Raw genomic sequence first — 24,257 nt, forward strand, 5'->3', positions numbered from 1 at the left:
TTGACAATCGGATTATTAAGTTACACTTCCCGGTACATCAGTTCTTTTATAAGCCTTTCAAGCTCTCTTTTCTTCTCATCTGCCACATTCACAGATACCAGGCTATTCACCGCCTTGTCACTGTATTCTACCATTTTATTCTCACAAAGCTCCTTAACCCCTATTTGATTGTACAAATCGGTTACGGCCGCAATCTTCTCAACCGGATTAAAGTCCGCAACAGTTATCCAGTGCTCCAATTGGTTCAATTGCTCCTTATCCGCATGGCCCAAAGCCTTAATCAGCATATAGGTTTTCTTGTTGCACAGAATATCTCCACCTATGTTTTTTCCAAAGACAGCCACATCGCCATACACATCCAGCAAATCATCCTTCAGCTGAAAGGCTACTCCCATGTTCATTCCAAAATCATACAAACGTTCTGCATCATCAGCAGAAGCCCCCCCTAATAGAGCACCGATTTTCAGACTTGCGGCCAACAAAACAGATGTCTTCAGACGAATCATCTCCAGATATTCCTCCTCTTTCACATCATTTCGTTGTTCAAACTCCATATCCATTTGCTGACCTTCACAAATTTCAAGTGCTGTCAAACTGAACAAATCCATTACATCTTTCAGATGCTCCACCGGACACTGTGCCATAAACTGATAGGCTAATACCAGCATTGCATCACCCGAAAGAATAGCCGCATTATCATTCCACACCTTATGCACGGTTTCCTTTCCACGACGTTTATCGGCACGGTCCATCAAATCATCATGCAGCAAGGTATAATTGTGATATACTTCGATACCTGTTGCCGGTGAAAATATAGATTCGACATTGTCCTTATAAAGATTATAAGCCATCAACATCAATACGGGACGAATTCTTTTTCCACCCATTGACAAAACATAGGTGATAGGATCATACAAACCTTTCGGAGTGCGAACAAACTGCAAATCCGCAATATGAGAATTTATTTTTTCGAGAAGCTCGGAGGCTGTAAACATAAGTGTTTTCAATTTAGAAGTGGTGGAGAATGAAAAGAGGCTGCTTTTAGGCAGCCTCTTTACGCTATAGATAATTTTATTACTGCAATCGGAACATTACAGGCACTGTGTACTTAACGCGCACTGCCTTACCACGTTGCATACCCGGTTTCCATTTCGGCATTGAGCTAATCACGCGGATAGCTTCTTTATCCAAATACGGGTCAACACCTCTAAGTACTTTGGCATCTACGATACTACCGTCTCTGTTCACAACAAACTGTACAGTTACACGACCTTGGGTTCCGTTTTCCTGAGCGATAGTAGGATATTTGATATTCTTGCTCAAATACTGCATCAAGCCTGCCATACCACCATTAGGGAATTCCGGCATTTGTTCTACCACCTCAAAGATAGTTTGTTCTTCCGGTTCTTCCTCTTCAACAGCTACAGGAACGTACTTGATTTCCACAGCCTGATTAGTTTCCTCAGATGTAGCGATAGTAGTTTCTTCCACATCAGCGTCATCATCCACGATTGTCAAAGTTTCTGCAATCGAAGGAGCTTCGGGAGGGGGAGGAGCTACCTGCTCGGGTTGTTCCGTAATAGGAATGATTTCCTCTTCAAATACAAGGTCGGTAATAGCCTGGCTCGTATCAATCTTGATATCACGTTTTGTCCATTCGAAAGCAATGAACATAAACGCGAGCACAATCACGTAACCGACGAGCAGCCAAGTTGACTTTTTGTTCTCCAAGTCTGCCTTAGGTGTCTTTTTAATTTCCATAATTTATAATATAATTTTAGTGTTTCTCATTTGTGGCAAATATAGTACTTTTCCCACGATTGTTCTTGCTTAACTGTGTTTTTTTACACAATAAGCAGTGCATTTTCATTTTTTTAATTCTTCAAAAGCCTTCAACAGCTTTTGTGCCACAAATGTAACGAGATATTTTAAAAATACCGTATCTTTGGCAAGAATTTTAGATGAAATATTTAAATTTTTCCATCAGGAAGAATTTTTCTATAATAAATATAGTATAAAATCATTTCATATGAAAAAGATAACAATCGCAATCGACGGTTTTTCCTCATGCGGAAAAAGTACCATGGCCAAGGACCTTGCCCGTGAAATAGGTTATATTTACATAGACAGCGGAGCCATGTATCGAGCCGTTACCTTATATAGTATAGAGAACGGTATATTCAGTGGTAACGATATTGATACGGAGAAACTGAAAAGACTGATCGGGGATATTCATATATCTTTCCAACTAAACCCGGAAACGGGACGTCCCGACACATACCTGAACGGAGTCAATGTAGAAAAAAAGATTCGTACAATGGACGTATCTTCCCGCGTCAGCCCCATTGCCGCCCTTGACTTCGTACGCGAAGCAATGGTGACCCAACAACAAGCAATGGGAAAAGCCAAAGGGATTGTAATGGACGGCCGTGATATCGGTACCACAGTATTTCCGGATGCCGAACTGAAAATTTTCGTAACAGCTTCTCCCGAAATCCGTGCGCAGCGCAGATATGATGAGCTGAAAGCCAAAGGAGAAACAGCTGGTTTCGACGAGATTCTGGAAAATGTAAAACAACGGGATTATATAGACCAGAATAGAGAAGTAAGCCCGCTTCGTAAAGCCGATGATGCACTGTTACTGGACAATAGCCATATGACTATTTCCCAACAAAAAGAATGGTTGGCAAAACAGTTCGACAAGGTTTGTAAAGCATAATCCTAAAATCTGCGATATGGCAAAAGTGGAAATAGATGAAGGTTCCGGTTTCTGTTTCGGAGTAGTTACCGCAATCAATAAGGCAGAAGAAGAGTTAGCCAAAGGCGGAACATTATATTGTTTGGGAGACATTGTGCACAACAGCCGTGAAGTGGAGCGTCTGAAAGCAATGGGTCTCATCACCATCAACCATGAGGAGTTCAATCATTTGCATGATGCCAAAGTGCTATTACGGGCACATGGCGAGCCCCCCGAAACCTATATGACCGCCAAGCGTAACAATATTGAAATAATCGACGCTACTTGTCCGGTAGTTCTCCGCTTACAAAAGAAAATCAAGCAGGAGTATACGCAAGAAGACAATGAAGAAAAACAAATCGTCATATACGGGAAGAACGGGCACGCCGAAGTATTGGGATTAGTGGGACAGACCACAGGGGAAGCAATCGTTATCGAAAAGCTGGAGGAAGCCAAAGTTCTGGACTTCAGCAAGAGCATTCGTCTCTATTCACAAACCACCAAATCGCTGGATGAGTTCCAGAAGATAGTGGAATATATAAAGGAGCATATATCTCCGGACGTCACTTTCGAGTATTACGACACCATATGCCGGCAGGTAGCCAACCGCATTCCCAATATCCGGAAATTCGCCGCTTCGCACGACCTTGTGTTTTTTGTCAGCGGCAAAAAAAGTTCCAACGGGAAAATCCTGTTCAACGAATGCAGGAAAGTTAATCCGAACTCACACCTGATTGACAGTGCAGAAGAAATAGACAATCAATTACTCATCGGTGCAGAATCCATTGGCATATGCGGAGCAACTTCCACGCCCAAATGGTTAATGGAAGAAATATCCGAGGCAATAAAATCACGAATTTAAAAAGCTTTTGTTATCTTTGCCAGCGGATTTTTTAAGGCAATTATTAACACTAAATAAGGAGATTGTTATGGGAACAATTAAGTGTATCGGTATCTTAACATCGGGCGGTGACGCTCCGGGAATGAACGCAGCCATCCGCGCAGTGACACGCGCAGCTATTTACAACGGACTTCAAGTTAAAGGTATATATAGAGGTTACAAAGGTTTGGTAACCGGTGAAATCAAAGAGTTCAAGAGCCAGAACGTAAGCAACATCATCCAATTGGGCGGTACTATTCTGAAAACAGCACGCTGTAAAGAATTCACTACCCCCGAAGGGCGTCAGATTGCATACGACAACATGAAGAAAGAAGGCATTGATGCCTTGGTAGTTATCGGCGGCGACGGTTCTTTGACAGGTGCACGCATCTTTGCGCAGGAATTTGATGTACCCTGTATCGGCTTACCGGGAACTATCGACAACGACCTTTACGGAACAGATACAACCATCGGTTATGATACCGCATTGAATACGATTTTGGGTGCTGTGGATAAGATTCGCGATACGGCAACTTCACACGAACGTCTTTTCTTCGTTGAAGTTATGGGACGTGACGCCGGCTTCCTTGCCCTGAACGGTGCTATCGCATCCGGAGCCGAGGCTGCCATCATTCCGGAATTCAGTACAGAAGTAGACCAACTGGAAGAGTTCATCAAAAACGGTTTCCGCAAATCCAAGAACAGCAGTATCGTACTTGTTGCCGAAAGCGAATTAACCGGCGGCGCAATGCACTATGCCGAACGTGTGAAAAACGAATATCCTCAATACGACGTGCGTGTTACAATCCTCGGCCATCTACAACGTGGCGGTAGTCCTACGGCACACGACCGTATCCTTGCCAGCCGTTTGGGTGCAGCAGCAGTAGACGCCATTATGGAAGGACAGCGCAATGTCATGATAGGTATAGACCATGATGAAGTGGTTTACGTACCTTTCACAAAAGCCATCAAAAACGACAAGCCTATCAAGAAAGACTTAGTCAATGTATTGAGAGCACTTTCCATTTGACAAAGGCCTATAAAATATAATATAAAAGAGGTGTCAAAATGTAAAAGTCCTATCATTCTGTCATTCTGAACGCAGTGAAGAATCTCTTCTCTGCATACATAAGAGAGGAGATTCTTCGTCGCAAGCTCCTCTGAATGACAGAATGATAAGACTTTTACATTTTGGCACACCTCTCCTTTTGTTTTATAACCACTTCTCCACAATCCTCTCCGTCCTATCCCACAGTTCCTGCATCTGCACATGGTTGGTAAACTTTCCGGAAAGCTTCTTCGGACGGCAACTCACGTTCAGAGTACCCGTACGTTTCCCCGCATCTTCATTCAGCAGTAGATGAACAGCCGTTTCAGCCCCTTTCTTGGGAGTACGGATGAAAGGACGGAAAAGAATATCCGTCAACGGGTCAAACCACATATGCATCGTTATGATATTGGTGGAAACAATGCCCGGATCGGCTGCATTGACCACAATTCCTTTTTCTTTAAGACGGTCAGCCAGATTAAGAGTAAACAAAGTCAACGCCAGTTTCGTATTACTGTAAACAGGAATACGCCAGAAGCTGCCTTTCCTTCCCCGAAGAAAGAAATCAGGAAAATCGAGATGCCCGACAGCATAGGTACAAGACACCATATTAACAATACGGCTTCCCTCTCCCATCAGAGGAAGAAGTTTGCGCGTCAACAAATAAGGAGCAACATAATTAACGCTTACCGTACGTTCCAAACCATCCTCCGTAATAAAGCGGTCCGTCTCCATTGTCCCCGCATTATTCATCAGCAGACTGACAGTATCGCCACGCTTCAAAACAGTTTCGGCAAAAGCCGACACAGACGCCAGCGAAGACAAGTCCACGCCCAATACCTCAAGATGCGGATTACCAGTATCGCGCACCAACATCTCCCTCACTTTCTCCGCCTTTTCCGGACGGTAGCAAGCCATAATAATCTTATATCCGGCCTTAGCCACAGCGCGCGTTATTTCCGTTCCCATACCGCCGTCGGCACCGGTTATAATAGCAAGTTTCACGTTTATCTATTACAAATTATAAATTACAAAATCCAAGGAGACAACAATCACCCTTTCGCTTCTATTCTCTCAATCTCCCGCTTCAGGCAAGCCGGAAGATCCTCACTCAAATGCTGATGACAAGCCATTTCAACAGAATACATCCGGGCTATACAGTAGTTGCTGTGCCGACAATTGCAGCGTGCATTCTCTTCTTCACGCATACGGTTCACAAACCCCGGTTCATTGAGTAGCGCACGCGCCATTTGCACGGCATCAAAACCATCGTCCAATACTTCGTCTATTTTGGAACGCGACACCAGTCCGCCCACGTATATCAACGGCATCTTCAACTCCGCACGGAACTTCAAGGCATCTTCCAGAAAATAAGCTTCTTTGAACGGCACAGCAGGTATCATCCACTTGCCTACCATGCGCACTCCATACTTCAACCACCAGCACGTCATGTAATGCGTCATGCTGCTAATCGGCATTTCCCCACGCATCACATACATAGGAGCCTTGCTTACAAACCCACCACTCAGCACCAGCCCGTGCGCTCCCGACCGTTCGAGGCGCTTGGCCACCTGCATCGTTTCATCCATCTCCATGCCTCCCCGGAATCCGTCACGCATATTCATTTTCACAAGCACCGCCATATCGTTACCGGCAGCTTTCATCACCTCCTCCATTACCATATCCATAAAACGCATACGGTTCTGCAACGAACCGCCGAATTCATCTTTTCGATGATTGGTAGAGGGTGAAAGGAACTGGCTGATGAGATAACCATGCCCTGCATGGATTTCCACAGCATCAAACCCCGCCTCACGCGCCAGATTTACCGAACGCCCGTAGGCACGTGCCATCTCCGGAAGTTCATCGGCACGCAGTCCGCGTACAAAAGTGGGCGAATACAGGTTAAAGCCACTGCTTGCACCGACAGGAGTACACCCGCAAATACTCTTATGCGACATATTTCCGCAATGCCCCAATTGAATGCCGGCAGCGGCGCCCTCCGAGTGTATCGCATTAGTCAACTTGCGAAGTCCCGGAATGATTTCAGGACGCATCCACAACTGGCGGTCAAAAGAAAGGCCGCTCCGGGTAACGGCGGCATAAGCCACGGTAGTCATACCGATACCGCCCGCTGCAACCGAGCGATGATAGTCGAGCAACATATCCGAAGGCGCATTGCCCGGACACATACTCTCAAAAGCGGCCGAACGGATGGTACGGTTGCGTAAAGTCAGCGGTCCGAAAGTGACCGGTGTGAATAATTTTGATTCCATGTGATGATTTATGATTTATCAATTTTCAACAATCAACTGTTCAATAGATATAAGGTATGATGCGTTTGCGTTTTCCCACCGCCTCATCACCGAATTCTTCCCGATAGTGACGGTAGATGGCATCGGCACGAGGAACAAGATTGGCAAAAGTCCACCAGACAAACACCCATGCAGCGGGTGAAGCGGTAAGTATGGCAAACCCCGTCCATTCCACTAATTCACCGAAATAGTTGGCGGAAGTGACATAGCGGTAAAAGCCCTTTGCCGGAAGATAATGCTTCGTGTCGCCCGGCTTGCGCAGATGCCGTATCACATAATCGGAATGGAGATTGATGAACATACCCGCAAAAAACAGCAAGGCTCCCGGCAACGCATTCGGCTTCAGCCAATAAGCCCAGCCGTCGGCATACAGTCCTTCGGAAGCAAAATAGAACAAACCGCCTGCCTGCATCATTCCATTCAGGACGTTGAACACAATCCCCATAGCCATAATCGCTATCGGCATCCGGCTCTTCCCTTTCAGCAAAAAAGGAAAAACAAACGAACGCTGGAGATAATGCAGCTGGAATAACAGGAAGAAAAGATATACCGGCACAGCAAACCCCACCCCGCTCCTGCCCCACAGCCAGAACATAACGATGAACACCGGCGCTTCCATCAGCACCCATGCCAGCTTGTTGTTAATGGAATATCCCCATGACGCCGTACGGAACATTCCGTACCCCGCTTTGATAAAATAAAGTGCAATGAACACAAAAAGTGCAGTCGCACTCATCACTCCCAAGAATATATGAAATCCTTCTTCGCTCATACTCTTTAATTTAAGTGTGGCAAATATAAAGAAAACTCATGAGAATCAAACCGTTTTCCTGTAAGAATTAAAAACAACAAGAGAGAAGACGTAAATCTGAGGATGCTAAAGTTTATTCGTTCCGCCATGGGGTACTTTCCGTTCCACGGTGGAACGAATAAGGTATCGCTGTCCGACCTCTTAATCGTCTCAGTGATACCTCATACAATCCGGCAATCCGATGCCTATGTCTGTCAAATGGATTCTAACGTTTCTTGATAGGAATATATGCCACTTCCTCCAGCACATTCTTGTATGCCGGACGGATGATACGTTTACCTTCAAAGTTCAGTTCCTCATTGCGGTGTGCACACCAGCCTACGATACGCGCCATGGCAAAGAGCGGAGTAAAGATTTCCTGCGGCAAACCAATCATCTCGTATACAAAACCGGAATAGAAATCAACATTGCTCGAAACGGTCTTTCCGTTGTTCTTCACACGTCCAAAGACCTCGATAGCACGTTCTTCAAGCAATTCAAGGAATGCAAACTCACGTTCTTTGCCTTTCTCGCGGGCAAGGTCGCGGGCAAGTTCCTTCAACAGTATGGCACGCGGGTCGGAAATTGTGTAAACGGCATGGCCGATACCATATATCAGTCCTGTCTTGTTGTAAACCTCCTTATTCAGCATACGGGTAAAGTAAGTGTCAATCTCATCCACATTCGTCCAATCCCGGATGTTCTCCTGCAGATGGTGGAACATATCGGTGACCTGAATATTGGCGCCGCCATGAAGCGGACCTTTCAACGAACCGATACCCGCAGCAATAGAGGAGTAAGTATCCGTCCCCGTAGAAGAAGTTACACGTACAGTGAACGTAGAGTTGTTACCGCCGCCATGCTCTGCCTGCAGCACCAGCAAGAGGTCGAGAGTGCGCGCATCCAGTTCCGTGTAATCCTTTTTCAGCATATACAGGAAGTTTTCGGCAATGGAGAGATTCTCCTGCGGATGACGGATGTGCAATGAACGGCCATGAGTGGCATGGCGAAGCATATTGAAGGCGTAAGCTATGATAGTAGGGAACTTTGAAATCAGTTCAATGCTTTGGCGCATCAGGTTATCGCGGGAAGTATCATCGGCATTCGGGTCGAAACGGTACATTTCGAGTACGCTGCGTGCCAGAATGTTCATAATGTTATTTCCCTCAAGCTCAATGATGTTCATCTTCGTTTTCTGTTCCAGCGGCATATTGTCGTTTATCAGTTCGCGAAAGGACACCAGTTCCTCCTTGTCGGGCAGGCGGCCGGAAAGCAACAGATAGGCCACTTCCTCAAAACCGAAACGCTTTTCTTTAAGAATGGCGTGCGCCAAATCTTCAAGGTCATAACCACGGTAGAACAACTTACCCGGAATGGGTTTCAATCCTCCGCCCGGAATACGTTCGTAGCCTACTACATTACCAATCTTGGTCAGTCCGACCAGCACACCCGTCCCGTCCTCGTTGCGCAAGCCGCGCTTCACATCAAACTTCTTGAACAATTCGTTCTCAATCCGGGTCGCTTCTTTCAGGTCTTCAGACAGCTTGTAAATCAAATATTCCTTCTTCATAATCATTTCGTTTTATTCGTTATTCTTATTTTTCTATTCTTTCCACAATCTCCCTTGTAAAAGCCGATGTGGACAACGAGACACCGTCCGGCATAAAACGGGCCAAATCGGCGGTGGCACGACCTTCCGTAAAGCTATCCTCCAATGCTTTCTCTATCAGTGCAGCCGCTTCTTTCCAACCCAAATGTTCGAGCATCATCACCGCGGAAAGGATGATGGAACATGGATTTACAATATCTTTTCCTGCAATGTTGGGAGCCGTGCCGTGAGTAGCCTCAAAAATGGCATGCCCCGTCTGGTAGTTGATGTTGGCGCCCGGAGCGATACCGATGCCGCCCACCATGGCAGCCAGCTGGTCGGAAACGTAATCACCGTTCAGGTTCAGCGTGGCAATGACCGAGTATTCTTCGGGGATGAGCAACGTATTCTGCAAAAAGGCATCGGCAATGCAGTCTTTGATGGCAAGACGTCCGTCGGCTATCTCCCTGCCAAACTCACGTTCGGCCAACTCATAGCCCCATTTCTTGAAACCGCCTTCGGTGAACTTCATGATATTGCCTTTGTGCACCAACGTTACGGAAGGCAAATGGTTTTCGAGCGCATACAGACAAGCTGCGCGCACCAACCGCTCCGTTCCTTCTTTAGACACAGGCTTTACCCCAAAGGAAGAGGTCTGGGGAAAGCGCACTTTAGTCACCCCCATTTCATCATGCAGGAAACGGTAGAACTTCTCGGCTTCCGGTGTTCCGGCTTCCCACTCGATACCTGCATAAATATCTTCCGTATTCTCACGAAATACGCACATATTTACCTTCTGCGGCTCTTTCACCGGAGAAACTACGCCTTTATACCAGCGCACAGGGCGCAGGCAGACGTACAAATCGAGTGTTTGGCGCAATGCCACGTTCAGCGAGCGGATGCCGCCGCCGATAGGTGTAGTCAACGGTCCTTTGATGCCTACCTTGTAAGTCCGGAACGCTTCCATCGTCTCTTCCGGCAGCCAAGAACCCGTTTCATTAAATGCCCGCTCACCCGCCAGCACTTCTTTCCATTCTATACTCCGGCTGTCTCCGTAGGCTTTTTTCAAGGCTGCATTCACAACAGCCTGCATGGACGGGGTTATCTCCGCACCCACTCCGTCGCCTGTAATAAAAGGTACAATAATCTTTTCCATATTCTATCGTGCATTTAATGCAGAACCGGCACGGAACCAGCCTATCTGCTGTTCATTATACGTATGTTGTACTTCAAAACTCTCTTTGCTACCGTCCTCGTGGTGAAGCACTACTTTCAGGTTGTGCCCCGGAGCAAAATCCTTCAAGCCCGGCACGGAAAGCAAATCGTGCTCCTGAATCTTATCATAATCCGCCTTGTCTATAAAGGTCAGCGCCAACATACCTTGTTTCTTCAGATTTGTCTCGTGGATACGCGCGAAACTCTTTGCCAATATGACACGTACATTCAGGAAACGCGGTTCCATAGCGGCGTGTTCGCGGCTGGAGCCCTCACCGTAGTTTTCTTCGGCAACGACAATGGAAGCGATTCCCTCGGATTTATACAGCTTTGCCGTACCGGAAACCGTTCCGTACGTATTGGTGGAACGATTCCATACTTTGTTCGTTTCTCCGTTGAAGGCATTGACAGCACCCATCAGCATATTGTCGGAGATATTCTCCAGATGTCCGCGGAAACGGAGCCACGGTCCTGCCATCGAGATATGGTCGGTAGTACACTTGCCCTGTGTCTTAATCAACAAAGGCATATTCAGCAAGTCTGTTCCGTCCCATGCAGGGAACGGGGTAAGAAGTTGCAGTCGTTGCGATTGGGGGGCTACCACAATATCCGTCTTTATCTTGGAAGGTGCGGTGTAACCCTCGCTGCCTGCGGTAAATCCCTTAGGCGGCAGTTCCTCGCCTACGGGTTCGGAGAGTTTTACTCTTTCGCCGTTGGCATTGACTAATGTGTCTTTCAGCGGATTAAAGCACAAATCCCCGGCAATGGTCAACGCCATTGTCAGTTCGGGAGAGGCAACAAACGCATATGTGTTCGGATTGCCATCCGCACGCTTGGCAAAATTCCGGTTAAAAGAAGTCACGATGGAGTTCTTGCGGGTGGGGTCATCCGTCACACGTTTCCACTGTCCGATACAAGGACCGCAGGCATTTGCCATAATCGTGGCGCCTATTTTCTCAAAAGTGTCAATCATGCCGTCACGTTCCGCTGTAGCGCGTATGCGCTCCGAACCCGGATTGACAATCAAAGGAGCTGCCACATGCAGATGTTTATCCGTCACCTGACGTGCCAAAGATACGGCACGGCTTAAGTCCTGATAGGATGAATTGGTGCAAGAACCAATCAGCCCCACTTCCATTTTGCGGGGATAACCGTTCTTCAAGACCTTCTCGGAGAATTCCGAAATGGGTGTAGCGGCATCCGGTGTAAACGGACCGTTGATGTAAGGCTCCAATGTGGAAAGGTCTATGTCAATAATGCGGTCGTAGTATTGTTCCGGATTGGCAGCCACTTCATCATCGGCACGCAGTTCCGCGGCAACGGCGGTAGCCATATCCGCCACTTCCTCGCGTCCGGTAGCTTTCAGGTAAGTAGCCATACGCTCGTCATAAGGGAAAAGAGAAGTTGTGGCTCCTACCTCCGCACCCATATTGCAAATCGTTGCTTTCCCGGTAGCCGAAAGCGAAGCCGTACCCGGTCCGAAGTACTCAATAATGGCATTCGTTCCGCCCTTCACCGTCAGGATTCCCGCCAACTTCAAGATAACGTCCTTAGGAGCCGCCCAGCCGTTCAGCTTTCCGGTGAGACGCACACCAATCAGACGGGGCATCTTCAGCTCCCACTCCATACCGGTCATTACATCCACCGCATCGGCGCCACCTACACCGATAGCCACCATTCCCAGACCACCGGCATTCGGAGTATGAGAATCGGTGCCTACCATCATACCGCCGGGAAATGCGTAGTTTTCCAACACAACCTGATGAATGATACCCGCTCCGGGTTGCCAGAAACCGATGCCGTAACGGGAAGAGACGTCGCGAAGGAAATCATACACTTCCTCGTTCGTCTTGGTGGCGGTGGCGATATCTTCTTTTGCTCCTTTATAAGCCTGAATCAAATGGTCGCAGTGTACCGTCGAAGGGACAGCCGCCTCATCGCGGCCTGCATTCATAAACTGCAATAATGCCATCTGGGCGGTTGCATCCTGCATGGCGACACGGTCGGGGCGAAAATTTACGTAGTCCTCACCGCGTTTGTAGTTCCTTACAGTCTTCTCATCGTACAAATGAGCATACAAAATCTTCTCGGCTAAAGTCAACGGACGTTGCAACAGAGTCCGGATGCGCTCTATTTTACCCTCATAAAGTGCATAAAACGCTTTGAGCATTGTTAAATCATATACCATAACCACTTTTGTTTTAGTTTTTCAATATTGTAAAGATTACAAATTAATATAATAAACAAATTAAAATAAGGAAAAGTTTAACAAAATAAAGCATTTTTTCCCCTAAAGGCTGAGATTTATTACCTTTGCAAAAGAATATTCATCACAAAAGACGCAGAGTCTCACAATAATAAGAATGAGCGAAAATAACAATATACAATCTCCCATTATACACCTTCAACGGCAGCAACTCTTGTTACGTATGGAGTATGAATACGAAAAAGAGGAGTTCAAACGGCAAACAGAGAATATGGGTGTCGCCCGAAAAGTAAAACGAGGACTCTGCTGGTATCCCGTCTCACCGGGTCGAAGTTACTATAATTCGCTGAATCAATTAGTAATAGAAATTACACATATCGAAAATACGGATATAGAACATAACTTCGAATTCGGACGTCCTGTCTGTTTCTTCCGTCAGTCTGCCGACGGGAAAATCACCTACTTCAATTTTACGGGCACCGTCAGTTATGCCGACGAGACACGTATGGTAGTGGTTATGCCCGGCACGGGAGCTGTCATGGATGTGCAGTCCGCCGACAATCTCGGAGTACAGCTTTATTTCGATGAGACCTCTTACCGCACGATGTTTGAGGCGCTGGAAGATGTACTCCGCGCAAAAGGCAATCGGCTTGCCGAATTGCGGGACATCCTGCTGGGAACGGTAAAAACCGGTTTTCGTGAGCTCTACCCGGTACGTTTCCCATGGCTGAACCCTACCCAAGAGACAGCCGTCAACAAAGTGTTGTGCGCCCGCGACGTATCCATTGTACACGGTCCTCCGGGAACAGGCAAAACAACCACGCTTGTAGAAGCCATCTACGAGACTCTGCACCGGGAGCCCCAAGTATTGGTGTGCGCCCAAAGCAATATGGCAGTCGACTGGATTTCCGAGAAGTTAGTGGACAGAGGTGTAAATGTGCTGCGAATCGGTAATCCCACACGGGTAAATGATAAAATGCTGTCATTCACTTACGAACGCCGGTTCGAAAACCATCCGCTTTATCCCGAATTATGGAGCATTCGTAAGGAACTCCGGCAACTGGGCGGTAAGACCCGCCGCGGCAGTTATGATGAACGCGAAGGAATACGCAGCCGCATGAGTCGCCTGCGTGACCGCGCCACCGCACTGGAAGTGCAAATCAATGCCGAGCTGTTCGACAATGCCCATGTCATAGCCTCAACCCTTGTCAGTAGCAATCATCGCTTGCTGAACGGACGCCGCTTCGGCACGCTGTTCATCGACGAAGCCGCCCAAGCCTTGGAAGCCGCCTGCTGGATAGCCATCCGCAAGGCAGACCGGGTAGTGTTGGCAGGCGACCACTGCCAATTACCCCCCACCATCAAATGCTACGAAGCCGCACGTGGCGGATTGGAACAGACCTTAATGGAAAAGGTTGTAACCAACAAGCCGTCTGCCGTATCTTTATTAAAGGTACAATATCGAATGCATGAGGATATTATGCGTTTTTCCTCGGAATGGTTTTATAACGGAGAGTTGGAAGCAGCTCCCGAAATACGCCATCGGGGCATATTGGACTGGGACACTCCCATTACATGGATTGATACTTCCGATATGGATTTCAAGGAAGAGTTTGTCGGAGAAACATTCGGACGCATCAACAAGGAGGAAGCCAATCTATTACTAAAAGAGTTGGAAGCGTACATTCAGCGAATAGGTGGCGAACGCATCCTTGAAGAACGCATCGACTTCGGACTAATCTCGCCCTACAAGGCGCAAGTACAATATTTACGGGGAAAAATAAAAAACAACGCCTCTTTACGCCCCTACCGCAGCTTGATAACAGTCAATACCGTCGACGGATTTCAAGGACAGGAACGGGACGTGATTTTTATCAGTCTGGTACGTGCCAATGAAGAAGGGCAAATCGGCTTTCTGAACGATTTGCGCAGAATGAACGTGGCGATAACAAGGGCACGCATGAAATTGGTGATACTGGGAGAAGCAGCCACGCTGAGCCACCATGCATTCTATAAAAGACTGCTTGAATACATAAGAAAGATTAATGAAAAGTAATGAAAGAAAGGCTGTGTCAACGTTCTTCTGACACAGCCTTTCTTTCATTATTCTCTGATTTATATCAAGAATCAGTTGTTTTCCGGACGGAGCTTACGAACCGTTACGGCAGTCTGCCACATTTCGCTTTCGCGCAATGCTTTCAATTCTTCGTTCAGTTTCTCACGATAGTCAGGCTTAGAGTTGCTGTCAATAGAAATCTGAGCTTCGTTGCCGGACTTAACACTCTGATACAATTTCTGTACAACCGGCTTGATGGCATCGTGGAATGGACCCATCCAGTCCAAAGCGCCGCGTTGAGCAGTAGTAGAACAGTTGGCATACATCCAGTCCATACCGTTCTTTGCAAACAACGGCATCAATGACTGCGTCAGTTCTTCAACAGTTTCGTTGAACGCTTCTGACGGAGTATGACCGTTTTCACGCAAAACTTCGTACTGAGCCAACAGCAAGCCTTGAATGGCACCCATCAAAGAACCGCGCTCACCGGTCAGGTCGGAAGTAGCTTCACGGATGAAAGTTGTTTCGAACAAATAGCCGGAACCGATACCGATACCCAGTGCAAGCGTTCTGTCCAAAGCCTTGCCTGTAGCATCCTGATAGATGGCGTAAGAAGAGTTCAAGCCGCGGCCCTCGAGGAACATTGTACGAAGTGACGTACCCGAGCCTTTGGGAGCAACCATGATAACATCAATATCTTTAGGAGGAACTACACCGGTACGGTCGCTCCAAGTAATAGCGAAACCATGAGAGAAGTAAAGAGCCTTTCCGGCCGTAAGATAAGGTTTCATTGTGGGCCATACAGACATTACAGCTGCATCAGACAACAGGCACATAATAACTGTACCTTTCTGACAAGCATCTTCAATGCTGAACAGCGTTTCACCCGGAACCCATCCGTCTGCAACGGCTTTTTCATAAGTCTTGCCCTGACGCTGGCCTACAATCACATTGAAGCCATTGTCGCGCAGGTTGCAAGCCTGGCCGGGACCTTGTACACCGTAACCGATAACTGCGATTGTCTCATCCTTTAAAATCTCACGTGCTTTTTCCAAAGGAAACTCTTCGCGGGTCATTACATTTTCAATAACACCGCCAAAATTCAATTGTGCCATTTTTTGTTTTAATTTTTATTTGTGGCTTATGCCAACTAATTGATTAATAAATTATTTTTCTACAAATATCACTTTAGAACGGCAAACCACTTCGCTGCCATTCTTTCTTACTTCTACATCATACGTGCCGTTGCCTACATAGTCTTTATAAAAAGTAAGCTCGTCATCGTAATAGCTCTCGGCTACATACGCCATTTCAAAACGACGGATACGGCTCTCCTTATATAGTTCTATCGGAAACAAATCAAGGATGTGCTCGATATAACGGATACTGTTTACGTGCCCGTTAATATCAATATCGCTGTATCTGGCATTCAGCGAAGAAGCCGGCTCCATAGAAGTCACTTTTATACGCGAAGGCTTCTCAATGGGGCAAGGCTCGTCGCACACATAGTCCACAATACTGCCACCGTGCAAGGCCAGCAAATCGGCAGGCTTACGGGTATTAAGGCTAATCATAGCCCATACGGAACGTGCATATCCTATTTTCTTTCCGTCTTTGTTGATGATGGCAAAGTTACGGTCCGTAAAGAGGCGGTATACATTCTCCACCCAAGTCTGGATAGAGAAATCCTCGTATTGGTACGGCATCTCGTCCAACTCGATGGCAAGACGGGAAAGTACCCACGTGTAGTTGTCCTCATTCAAGGTTGCAATACCGAAACCGCGTTCCGTTGCATGAAATCCTGCACAGTTCAGCAAATGGTTGCCGAGCACACCCATTGTAAGACGGCCGGTAAAGTCCACATGGAACGGTTCGGCTACAAACTTGTAAGTACCTATTTTATTGTTTTCACTCATTGTCCTTGTTGTTCTTTACTCCGGCGATATTTTGTTTCACGATCCGCCAGATACTCGTTTACGCGTTCAAAGCAACTCGTTGTGATAGCCACACGACCGGAACGTACAAACTGGAGCACGCACTCCAAAGCACGCAGTTCCTCATAAAGATTGGTTATCTCCTCACTCATGCCGTTCTTCTCTACAATGGAGAATACGGAATTTACCTCCACGATACGCGCATTGTACTTGCGGATGATTTTGGATACTTCCGGCTTCTCCTCCAGTGTGGGAGTCGTTATCTTGTAAAGCGCAATCTCATGCTGATAGATTTCATCATCCGTGAAATAGTGCGCCTGCAATACATCTATCTTTTTGGTGATTTGCTTCGTCACCTTCTCAATAGTGTCTTTGTCCGTCCAAGCTGTAATGGTGTATTTATGCACCCCCTTGATAGAGGATGCCGAAACGTTCAAACTCTCGATATTGATTTGACGGCGGGTAAATACAGCCGTTACCTGATTCAGCAGACCTGCAAAGTTTTCCGAATGAACGATAATTGTATATAATGTCTTGTCCATAACTTTATTAATGAAGAATTAAGAATGAAGAATTACATTTTGTACATATCTCCTTAATGAAGAATGCAGAATAAAAGAGAAACATCCCGAAAATTCTTCATTCTCATCATTTATATTAGCACTCCAGCAACATTTGGTTCACAGAGCCACCCGGAGGTGTCATCGGCATTACATTCCCCTCTTCCTCTACGCAAGCTTCCAACAGGAACGGACCGTCTGTCGCAATCATCTCTTCAATGGCTTCTGCCAATTCCTCGCGGGTAAATACACGGCGTGCCGGAATTTCGTAGGCGGAAGCAATCTTCATGTAGTCAGGATTCATCATCGGAGTGAACGAATAACGGTGATTGAAGAACATGGCTTGCCATTGACGAACATTACCGAGGAAGTTATTGTTCAGCAAAATCATCTTAACGGGAGCTTTCTGTTCCATTATCGTACCCAGCTCCTGCAAGTTCATCTGCAGACCGCCGTCACCCATAAAGACGCAAACCGTACGGTCGGGACGTCCGAAAGTAGCGCCAATAGCGGCAGGAAGACCGAAGCCCATTGTACCCAAACCTCCGGAAGTAACAATACTGCGCTCCTTGCTATATTTAAAGTAGCGGGCAGACATCATCTGGTTCTGACCTACATCCGTCACCAAAACAGCCTCGTTATGCGTGGCCTCACTAACGGCACGCACCACTTCGCCCATGCTCAAAGCATCACCTGCCGGATGCAGTTCGGGACGGATTACCTTCTCCTCTTCCATCTGTTCGTAGGGCAGGAAACTTTCCAGCCACTCTTTATGTTCGGCGGGGTTCAGTAATTCGGTTACTGCGGCAAGAGTGTCTTTGCAATCGCCCAATACTGCCACGTCAGTCTTTACATTCTTGTCTATCTCCGCAGGGTCAATATCGAAATGGATTACTTTTGCCTGCGGCGCATAAGTGGATATTTTGCCAGTGACACGGTCGTCAAAGCGCATACCCACCGCAACCAGCACATCGCATTTGTTGGTGTTGATATTCGGGCCCAGATTGCCGTGCATACCCAGCATGCCTTTATTCAGGGGATGATCCGTAGGCAATGCGGAAAGCCCCAGCAAAGTGCAGCCGGCAGGCATACCTGCCTTTTCGATGAAAGCACGCAATTCGTTTTGCGCATTGCCGAGCTCCACACCTTGTCCCACCAATACCAACGGACGTTCCGCAGCATTTATCAAATCGGCAGCCTGTTGTATGGCTTCCGGCTCCATTTCCGGTACGGGCAGATAGCTGCGCACATAATCCACTTGGGTAGGAATATATTCCGTCTTATCCACTTGGGCATTCTTGGCAAAGTCCAGTACAACCGGACCGGGACGTCCGCTCTGTGCGATATAGAAAGCGCGGGCGACAGCCCATGCCACGTCTTCCGCACGACGAATCTGGTAGCTCCACTTCGTGATAGGTTGTGTAATGCCTACCAAGTCCACTTCCTGAAAGGCGTCCGTTCCGAGGAATCCCGTAGCAACCTGCCCTGCAATGACAACTATCGGTGTACTGTCTATCATGGCATCGGCAATACCTGTAATGGTGTTTGTTGCGCCCGGACCGCTAGTGACCAGACATACGCCTACCTTGCCCGATACACGTGCAAAGCCCTGTGCAGCATGAGTAGCTCCCTGTTCATGGCGAACGAGGATATGATTCAGATTCTCTCGATGGTCGTATAAGGCATCAAATACCGGCATGATGCTGCCACCCGGATAACCGAAAATGGTCTTTACTCCCTGATGTTCCAAAGAGCGCATCAATGCTTCTGCGCCTGTTATTAAGTTTTCCATATCTATTTATTATTGTTTTCCGGGCACGGAATTCTAAATTAATCTATCAGCCTTACAGCTCCTTTATCTGCCGAACTTACCATGCCGGCATACGCTTTCAACGCTTTCGACACTTGGCGGTCGCGAGTTACCGGCGTCATGGGACGGGCAGCCAGTTCACCGTCCGTCAGCTTCACATTGATAGAGCGGTTCGGTATATCTATTTCGATGATGTCACCGTCCTGAATCTTACCGATATTGCCACCCGCAGCGGCTTCGGGAGAGATATGCCCGATGCTCAGTCCGGAAGTACCGCCGCTAAAGCGTCCGTCGGTAATCAGCGCACATTCCTTGCCTAAATGGCGGGATTTGATATAAGAAGTGGGATAAAGCATTTCCTGCATACCCGGACCGCCTTTCGGACCTTCGTGGGTGATGACGACAACATCGCCGCTGACAACCTTTCCATCCAGAATACCGTCACAGGCAGCTTCCTGTGAATCGAATACTTTGGCAGGGCCGGTAAACTTCCATATACTTTCGTCCACTCCGGCAGTTTTGACCACACAACCGTCCTGTGCTATGTTTCCTTTCAGAACAGCCAGTCCGCCGTCCTTGCTATAAGCATGCTGCAGGTCGCGGATACAACCTTCGGTACGGTCTGTGTCCAATTCCTTATAATAAGTATCCTGCGAACCGAGTACCAGATTGAACTTTCCGGCAGCGGCACTGGAATATTTCTTGATAGCTTTCTCACAAATATTCGGGCTTGTGATGCAATACCGGTCTATTTCCTCCGCCAGTGTCATCCCGTCTACACGGCGTACATTCGTATCCACCAAGCCGCCTTTGGCAAGCTCGCCCATAATGGCAACGATACCGCCGGCACGGTTTACATCCTGCACATGATATTTCCGGGTATTGGGAGCCACTTTGCACAAGCAAGGAGTCTTACGGGACAGCATATCAATGTCATCCATCGTGAAATCCGCTCCGGCTTCATGCGCCACCGCCAGCAAGTGAAGCACCGTATTGGTGGAACCGCCCATTGCAATATCCAGTGTCATTGCATTCAGGAAAGCCTCACGAGTGGCAATGCTGCGGGGAAGTACGCTTTCGTCTCCCTCTTCATAATACTTATAAGCGTTTTCAACAATCAGCTTGGCGGCATCCTCAAACAGTTTCTTGCGATTCTCGTGGGTAGCCACAATCGTACCGTTACCCGGCAACGCCAGACCGATAGCCTCGTTCAGGCAGTTCATGGAATTGGCGGTAAACATACCCGAGCAACATCCGCAAGTAGGACAAGCGTGCTGTTCTATCTTGGCAACATCGCTATCGCTCACGCTTTCATCGGCCGACTTAATCATGGCATCAATCAGGTCGAGGTGCTGTCCGTTCCATTCTCCGGCTTCCATAGGACCACCGGAAACAAATACCGTAGGAATGTTCAGCCTCATCGCAGCCATAAGCATACCCGGCGTAATTTTGTCGCAGTTGCTGATGCAAACCATGGCATCCGCCTTATGCGCATTCACCATATATTCCACGCTGTCGGCTATGATATCGCGTGACGGCAATGAATACAACATACCGTCGTGCCCCATCGCGATGCCGTCGTCAATGGCAATCGTATTGAATTCGGCAGCAAAGCAGCCTTGCTTTTCTATCTCTTCCTTTACAAACTGGCCTATTTCATGCAGATGCACATGCCCCGGTACAAACTGGGTAAAAGAATTGACTATCGCGATTATGGGCTTGCCCATTTGCTCCTTCTTCATGCCGTTTGCCACCCACAATGCGCGGGCGCCTGCCATACGGCGGCCTTGTGTGCTGAACGAACTGCGTAACTGATGTTTCATCTTATCTGTCTCCTTTTATGAAAAAAGCCTTTCTCACCGTAATGAGAAAGGCTTATTATAAATATCTTTACCGTACGAATACATACACAACCTTTCTCACGCTCTTGATGCCACCACCACGACGCGAATAATATGCAGGACTGCCAGGTTAATAGATGTATGTAGATTCATAACTAAATTATCTTTATTGTTCTCTTATTTGTTGTTTCATATAAATATGCTGCAAAGGTAAGTGCTTTTTTATAAACTCCAAACAAATTGAAGAAAAAAAAGATATAAACATGAATAATCGTAAGGAAACCGCGCTTTAAAATCTTATTTTATCACTTATCAATTGCAAATAAAACGATTCGGATACTTTTTAAAGAAGATATTCATCAATTCCAAAGCATTTAATAATCTGAAAATTACCGGAACGCTTCCCTTCCCGAAACAAAATATTCCGTATCTTTGCGCACTAAGCGAAAATTACGCGAGACTGAAAAACAGTATTTATTAATAAAGAAATAACAAAATCAATGGAAACAGTAGAAAACAAGTACATCACCTTAGCATATAAGTTGTACACAATTGAAAACGGAGAAAAAGAATTCACAGAAGAGGCGCCCGCAGAGCACCCGTTCCAATTTATCTCCGGATTGGGCCTGACACTGGAATCTTTCGAGAACCAAGTGAAAGATTTGAAGAAAGGTGACAAGTTCGACTTTACAATCAAAGCCGAAGAAGCCTACGGCGAATATGACGACGAGCACGTTATCGACCTCCCGAAAAACATCTTCGAGATAGAAGGCCAGTTTGACAGCGAACGTGTAGTAGAAGGTGCCGTTATTCCTTTGATGACCTCAGAAGGCCAGCGCATCAACGGAAGCGTGGTAGAAGTAAAAGATGATGTAGTAGTAATGGATATGAATCACCCCTTGGCAGGTTGCGACCTGAACTTTGTAGGTGAAATCACCGAAAACCGTCCGGCTACCAACGATGAATTGGCAGAAATGGCACGCATGATGAGCGGTGGCGGATGCAGTGGCGGATGCGACTGCGGAGACTGCGGCAGCGGATGCGGCGACCATGAATGCGGGGACGGATGCTGCCATTAAAAATTGAAAACTTTTAAAGTTGAAAGTTAGCTATGCAGCATTATAGTGTAGCTGACTTTCAACTCTAAAAGCTATCAATTATTTCCCTTTTCCTGTCATTATCTCCAGCACCAGTCTGTCCGTTTCATCCATTCCTTTAGAACCTATCTTTGTCAGGTTGCGGATGCTTTGATCTACATCTTCATCAATTATTCCTTCAACTGAAGTAACACAACGATTCTCCATTGCCATTATGGCGGAAAGGACGGCGGTGGAAACGCCGGTAGTTACTTTCAGGGCGCAACTGGGCTTGGCTCCGTCACAAATCATTCCGGTAAGGTTGGCAATCATATTCTGAACGGCAAAGGCAACTTGTTCGTAAGTGCCGCCCATCAGCCAAGTGATGCCGCAACTGGAACCCGTAGCCGCTACCACACAACCGCATAGTGCAGACAGACGACCGAGGCTTTGCTTGATGTAAATCACAGTCAGATGGCTAAGCATGAGGGCGCGAATCAATTCCTCCTCCGATTTACCGTTTTCTTCGGCATAAACCAGGACGGGCAACGTGGCGGAGATGCCTTGGTTTCCACTTCCGGAATTACTCATTACCGGTATCATAGCGCCCGCCATACGGGCATCACATGCGCCGGATGTATAAGAAAGGATATGAGAGAACACGCTATCACCCAATATCTCATGTTCATAAGTGCCGCGCAGCATTCTGCCCAGCCCATGACCGTAGTTTCCATCGAAAGAGCGTTCGGCGGCAGCTTTATTCAAACGGGCAGTCTCAAGAATAAAACGTATTTCGTCCAGCGGAGCATTCATGGCAAAGTCATACACTTTGCGCAAAGTCAGTTCTACGGTTTGCTCTTCCGCTTCCCCGCAACTTGTGCTTTGCTTATTCAAAAAGATGTCATTGTTACGGGCTATATATATAAAAGTAGTATGTCCGCCGGCAATAATGGCAGTAGCCTTGTTCTCACCGGATTCGCAACATACTTCGATGTAGAGTTTCTCTGTGATATTCTTTTTGAGGGCTATATTAACGCGTTTTTCACCGATAAAGCATTTTCCTTCCTCCACTGCTGCAGGACTACTGTCTTTCAGCACTTCCAGCTGATATTCCGATTTGCCTATCAGCGCTCCCAACGCTATGGCAATGGGCAGCCCTATCATACCTGTACCGGGAATTCCGACACCCATTGCATTTTTCAAGATATTGGCACTTAGCAAGACATTTATCTTTTCCGGTTTTGTCCCCAAGGTTTCGGTCGCTTTCGCCACACATAAAGCTACGGCAATAGGTTCTGTACACCCGATGGCGGGAACTACTTCACGCTGCACTAAGGCAATTATCTGTTTTCTCTCTGTTTCAGTCATCACTACTTCAGTTTTTAATCATGCAAAAATAGCAAAAAGGATTGGAGAAACAACGATAGCCGCCATTATTCATTTCACATTATACAATTTGTATAATTCAGTTACGACCGCTACATTTCCATCATGTCGAAGAACATCAGACGCGTGTGCTTGTCATCATCATCGGAGACCAGCAATTTGAAGTCATTTTTGATGTAAAAGGGTACGGCGGACAAATAAGCGTCAACAGTGATAAAGCGGAAAGTCGAGCATGTATCTTCGGCATTGAGCATATGTTTGATAGACAACATCAGTTTGCTTCCGATACCGGTGTTCCGATAATCCTGTGAAACTGCCAGCCGCCCAATCTTTACAGCAGGGTAACTGCTGAAATGTTTGTCGTGAGGGAAGAGCTTTTTCATTTTTCTCCATGCGGAACCGGATGCTTCCACACGTGACACCTTATCATTGAACAGACAGAAATAGGCAGCTATCTGTTCACCGTCGATAAGAAGGAAAGTTTTTCCGATGCGTTTATCATGAAATCCCTTTGCGTCATGCGCAAGAAAGCCATTCAAATCGGCATCGCCGCAATCGAATGGCTTTAACTCGTAATCTTCAGTTAGTTGTATCAGTTTCATACACGGCTTATGCTTGGAAACTTCACTTCGGTTATCAACTCTTCATAAGCCTTGCGAGCCTTATCCCGGTTGGCTTTACGCTCTTCCGCGGTCAAGTTCTCTACCCGCTTCATTTCTGCCTCGAAACGAGCGGCATCTTTACCGAACAGTATCGGTGTTTCTCTAATAGGTCTTGCCATAGTCGTTTCTTTCTAATAGGTTTATATTCAATAC

Annotated in this window: 21 protein-coding genes; 5 read left to right on the forward strand and 16 right to left on the reverse strand. The window is 46.9% G+C overall.

Annotated features, from left to right (window positions below):
- Positions 1-20: 20 nt before the first annotated feature.
- Both DW121_RS06150 and DW121_RS06155 read right to left on the reverse strand, forming a co-directional pair.
- A complete protein-coding gene (locus tag DW121_RS06150; RefSeq protein ID WP_118323295.1) occupies positions 21-995 on the reverse strand; it encodes a polyprenyl synthetase family protein in 975 nt (324 codons plus the stop codon).
- Between the two features lie 79 nt (positions 996-1,074).
- Complete coding sequence (locus DW121_RS06155) at positions 1,075-1,761, reverse strand: energy transducer TonB (RefSeq protein WP_009123193.1); 687 nt, start codon at positions 1,759-1,761, stop codon at positions 1,075-1,077.
- Between the two features lie 268 nt (positions 1,762-2,029).
- Between DW121_RS06155 and cmk the strand changes: the two genes are divergently transcribed.
- The 3 genes from cmk to pfkA all read left to right on the forward strand — a co-directional run bounded on the left by cmk (position 2,030) and on the right by pfkA (position 4,647).
- A complete protein-coding gene (cmk, locus tag DW121_RS06160) occupies positions 2,030-2,719 on the forward strand; it encodes a (d)CMP kinase (RefSeq protein ID WP_118323296.1) in 690 nt (229 codons plus the stop codon).
- Positions 2,720-2,735: 16 nt separating this feature from the next.
- On the forward strand, positions 2,736-3,599 hold the full coding sequence (locus DW121_RS06165; RefSeq protein WP_118323297.1) for a 4-hydroxy-3-methylbut-2-enyl diphosphate reductase: 864 nt from the start codon (positions 2,736-2,738) through the stop codon (positions 3,597-3,599).
- Positions 3,600-3,666: 67 nt separating this feature from the next.
- Positions 3,667-4,647 (forward strand): 6-phosphofructokinase, encoded by a 981-nt coding sequence (pfkA, locus tag DW121_RS06170; protein ID WP_009123190.1) that lies wholly within the window; start codon positions 3,667-3,669, stop codon positions 4,645-4,647.
- Positions 4,648-4,830: 183 nt separating this feature from the next.
- On the opposite strand, the gene DW121_RS06175 is transcribed toward pfkA, so the two are convergent.
- The 6 genes from DW121_RS06175 to DW121_RS06200 form a co-directional block, all read right to left on the reverse strand.
- A complete protein-coding gene (locus DW121_RS06175; RefSeq protein WP_118323298.1) occupies positions 4,831-5,670 on the reverse strand; it encodes an SDR family oxidoreductase in 840 nt (279 codons plus the stop codon).
- 47 nt (positions 5,671-5,717) lie between these two features.
- Positions 5,718-6,941 (reverse strand): NADH:flavin oxidoreductase, encoded by a 1,224-nt coding sequence (locus tag DW121_RS06180; protein ID WP_118323299.1) that lies wholly within the window; start codon positions 6,939-6,941, stop codon positions 5,718-5,720.
- Positions 6,942-6,981: 40 nt separating this feature from the next.
- The gene (locus DW121_RS06185; RefSeq protein WP_118323300.1) at positions 6,982-7,752 is read right to left on the reverse strand and encodes a DUF1295 domain-containing protein; all 771 of its coding nucleotides are present in this window, start codon (positions 7,750-7,752) and stop codon (positions 6,982-6,984) included.
- A gap of 244 nt (positions 7,753-7,996) precedes the next feature.
- Positions 7,997-9,340: a citrate/2-methylcitrate synthase gene (locus tag DW121_RS06190; protein ID WP_117710965.1), complete on the reverse strand. Its 1,344-nt coding sequence runs from the start codon at positions 9,338-9,340 to the stop codon at positions 7,997-7,999.
- A gap of 25 nt (positions 9,341-9,365) precedes the next feature.
- Positions 9,366-10,514, reverse strand: coding sequence for an NADP-dependent isocitrate dehydrogenase (gene icd / locus DW121_RS06195; RefSeq protein ID WP_118323301.1), 1,149 nt, complete (start codon positions 10,512-10,514; stop codon positions 9,366-9,368).
- 3 nt (positions 10,515-10,517) lie between these two features.
- Entirely contained in the window at positions 10,518-12,761 is a 2,244-nt protein-coding gene (locus DW121_RS06200; RefSeq protein ID WP_118323302.1) for an aconitate hydratase, read from the reverse strand.
- Between the two features lie 175 nt (positions 12,762-12,936).
- On the opposite strand from DW121_RS06200, the gene DW121_RS06205 reads away from it, so the two are divergent.
- A complete protein-coding gene (locus DW121_RS06205) occupies positions 12,937-14,835 on the forward strand; it encodes an AAA domain-containing protein (protein ID WP_118323303.1) in 1,899 nt (632 codons plus the stop codon).
- Positions 14,836-14,906: 71 nt separating this feature from the next.
- Here the strand turns inward: DW121_RS06205 and ilvC are convergent, their stop codons facing one another.
- The 5 genes from ilvC to ilvD all read right to left on the reverse strand — a co-directional run bounded on the left by ilvC (position 14,907) and on the right by ilvD (position 20,962).
- Positions 14,907-15,950 (reverse strand): ketol-acid reductoisomerase, encoded by a 1,044-nt coding sequence (ilvC, locus tag DW121_RS06210; RefSeq protein WP_117710822.1) that lies wholly within the window; start codon positions 15,948-15,950, stop codon positions 14,907-14,909.
- A gap of 51 nt (positions 15,951-16,001) precedes the next feature.
- On the reverse strand, positions 16,002-16,751 hold the full coding sequence (locus DW121_RS06215; protein WP_117710823.1) for an acyl-[acyl-carrier-protein] thioesterase: 750 nt from the start codon (positions 16,749-16,751) through the stop codon (positions 16,002-16,004).
- Positions 16,748-17,311: an acetolactate synthase small subunit gene (gene ilvN / locus DW121_RS06220; protein ID WP_117710824.1), complete on the reverse strand. Its 564-nt coding sequence runs from the start codon at positions 17,309-17,311 to the stop codon at positions 16,748-16,750. Before ilvN ends, DW121_RS06215 begins: the two co-directional genes overlap by 4 nt.
- Positions 17,312-17,426: 115 nt before the next feature.
- Entirely contained in the window at positions 17,427-19,121 is a 1,695-nt protein-coding gene (gene ilvB, locus DW121_RS06225) for a biosynthetic-type acetolactate synthase large subunit (protein ID WP_118323304.1), read from the reverse strand.
- 38 nt (positions 19,122-19,159) lie between these two features.
- Positions 19,160-20,962, reverse strand: coding sequence for a dihydroxy-acid dehydratase (ilvD, locus tag DW121_RS06230; protein WP_118323305.1), 1,803 nt, complete (start codon positions 20,960-20,962; stop codon positions 19,160-19,162).
- A 518-nt stretch (positions 20,963-21,480) separates the two neighbouring features.
- On the opposite strand from ilvD, the gene DW121_RS06235 reads away from it, so the two are divergent.
- Complete coding sequence (locus tag DW121_RS06235; RefSeq protein ID WP_117710827.1) at positions 21,481-22,059, forward strand: peptidylprolyl isomerase; 579 nt, start codon at positions 21,481-21,483, stop codon at positions 22,057-22,059.
- Positions 22,060-22,137: 78 nt separating this feature from the next.
- Here the strand turns inward: DW121_RS06235 and DW121_RS06240 are convergent, their stop codons facing one another.
- The 3 genes from DW121_RS06240 to DW121_RS06250 all read right to left on the reverse strand — a co-directional run bounded on the left by DW121_RS06240 (position 22,138) and on the right by DW121_RS06250 (position 24,223).
- The gene (locus tag DW121_RS06240) at positions 22,138-23,424 is read right to left on the reverse strand and encodes a serine dehydratase subunit alpha family protein (RefSeq protein WP_118323306.1); all 1,287 of its coding nucleotides are present in this window, start codon (positions 23,422-23,424) and stop codon (positions 22,138-22,140) included.
- Between the two features lie 110 nt (positions 23,425-23,534).
- Positions 23,535-24,044, reverse strand: coding sequence for a GNAT family N-acetyltransferase (locus DW121_RS06245; RefSeq protein WP_118323307.1), 510 nt, complete (start codon positions 24,042-24,044; stop codon positions 23,535-23,537).
- Positions 24,041-24,223: a hypothetical protein gene (locus tag DW121_RS06250; protein ID WP_117710830.1), complete on the reverse strand. Its 183-nt coding sequence runs from the start codon at positions 24,221-24,223 to the stop codon at positions 24,041-24,043. Before DW121_RS06250 ends, DW121_RS06245 begins: the two co-directional genes overlap by 4 nt.
- Positions 24,224-24,257 lie beyond the last annotated feature (34 nt).

The organism is Bacteroides sp. AM10-21B (assembly GCF_003472565.1).
GTDB lineage: Bacteria > Bacteroidota > Bacteroidia > Bacteroidales > Bacteroidaceae > Bacteroides > Bacteroides propionicigenes.

Excerpts from the sequence above, each read along its gene's own strand:
- DW121_RS06150 (WP_118323295.1), bottom strand. The coding sequence starts at position 995 with ATGTTTACAGCCTCCGAGCTTCTCGAAAAAATAAATTCTCATATTGCG.
- DW121_RS06155 (WP_009123193.1), bottom strand. The coding sequence starts at position 1,761 with ATGGAAATTAAAAAGACACCTAAGGCAGACTTGGAGAACAAAAAGTCA.
- cmk (WP_118323296.1), top strand. The coding sequence starts at position 2,030 with ATGAAAAAGATAACAATCGCAATCGACGGTTTTTCCTCATGCGGAAAA.
- DW121_RS06165 (WP_118323297.1), top strand. The coding sequence starts at position 2,736 with ATGGCAAAAGTGGAAATAGATGAAGGTTCCGGTTTCTGTTTCGGAGTA.
- pfkA (WP_009123190.1), top strand. The coding sequence starts at position 3,667 with ATGGGAACAATTAAGTGTATCGGTATCTTAACATCGGGCGGTGACGCT.
- DW121_RS06180 (WP_118323299.1), bottom strand. The coding sequence starts at position 6,941 with ATGGAATCAAAATTATTCACACCGGTCACTTTCGGACCGCTGACTTTA.
- DW121_RS06185 (WP_118323300.1), bottom strand. The coding sequence starts at position 7,752 with ATGAGCGAAGAAGGATTTCATATATTCTTGGGAGTGATGAGTGCGACT.
- DW121_RS06190 (WP_117710965.1), bottom strand. The coding sequence starts at position 9,340 with ATGAAGAAGGAATATTTGATTTACAAGCTGTCTGAAGACCTGAAAGAA.
- icd (WP_118323301.1), bottom strand. The coding sequence starts at position 10,514 with ATGGAAAAGATTATTGTACCTTTTATTACAGGCGACGGAGTGGGTGCG.
- DW121_RS06200 (WP_118323302.1), bottom strand. The coding sequence starts at position 12,761 with ATGGTATATGATTTAACAATGCTCAAAGCGTTTTATGCACTTTATGAG.
- DW121_RS06205 (WP_118323303.1), top strand. The coding sequence starts at position 12,937 with ATGAGCGAAAATAACAATATACAATCTCCCATTATACACCTTCAACGG.
- ilvC (WP_117710822.1), bottom strand. The coding sequence starts at position 15,950 with ATGGCACAATTGAATTTTGGCGGTGTTATTGAAAATGTAATGACCCGC.
- DW121_RS06215 (WP_117710823.1), bottom strand. The coding sequence starts at position 16,751 with ATGAGTGAAAACAATAAAATAGGTACTTACAAGTTTGTAGCCGAACCG.
- ilvN (WP_117710824.1), bottom strand. The coding sequence starts at position 17,311 with ATGGACAAGACATTATATACAATTATCGTTCATTCGGAAAACTTTGCA.
- ilvB (WP_118323304.1), bottom strand. The coding sequence starts at position 19,121 with ATGGAAAACTTAATAACAGGCGCAGAAGCATTGATGCGCTCTTTGGAA.
- ilvD (WP_118323305.1), bottom strand. The coding sequence starts at position 20,962 with ATGAAACATCAGTTACGCAGTTCGTTCAGCACACAAGGCCGCCGTATG.
- DW121_RS06235 (WP_117710827.1), top strand. The coding sequence starts at position 21,481 with ATGGAAACAGTAGAAAACAAGTACATCACCTTAGCATATAAGTTGTAC.
- DW121_RS06240 (WP_118323306.1), bottom strand. The coding sequence starts at position 23,424 with ATGACTGAAACAGAGAGAAAACAGATAATTGCCTTAGTGCAGCGTGAA.
- DW121_RS06245 (WP_118323307.1), bottom strand. The coding sequence starts at position 24,044 with ATGAAACTGATACAACTAACTGAAGATTACGAGTTAAAGCCATTCGAT.
- DW121_RS06250 (WP_117710830.1), bottom strand. The coding sequence starts at position 24,223 with ATGGCAAGACCTATTAGAGAAACACCGATACTGTTCGGTAAAGATGCC.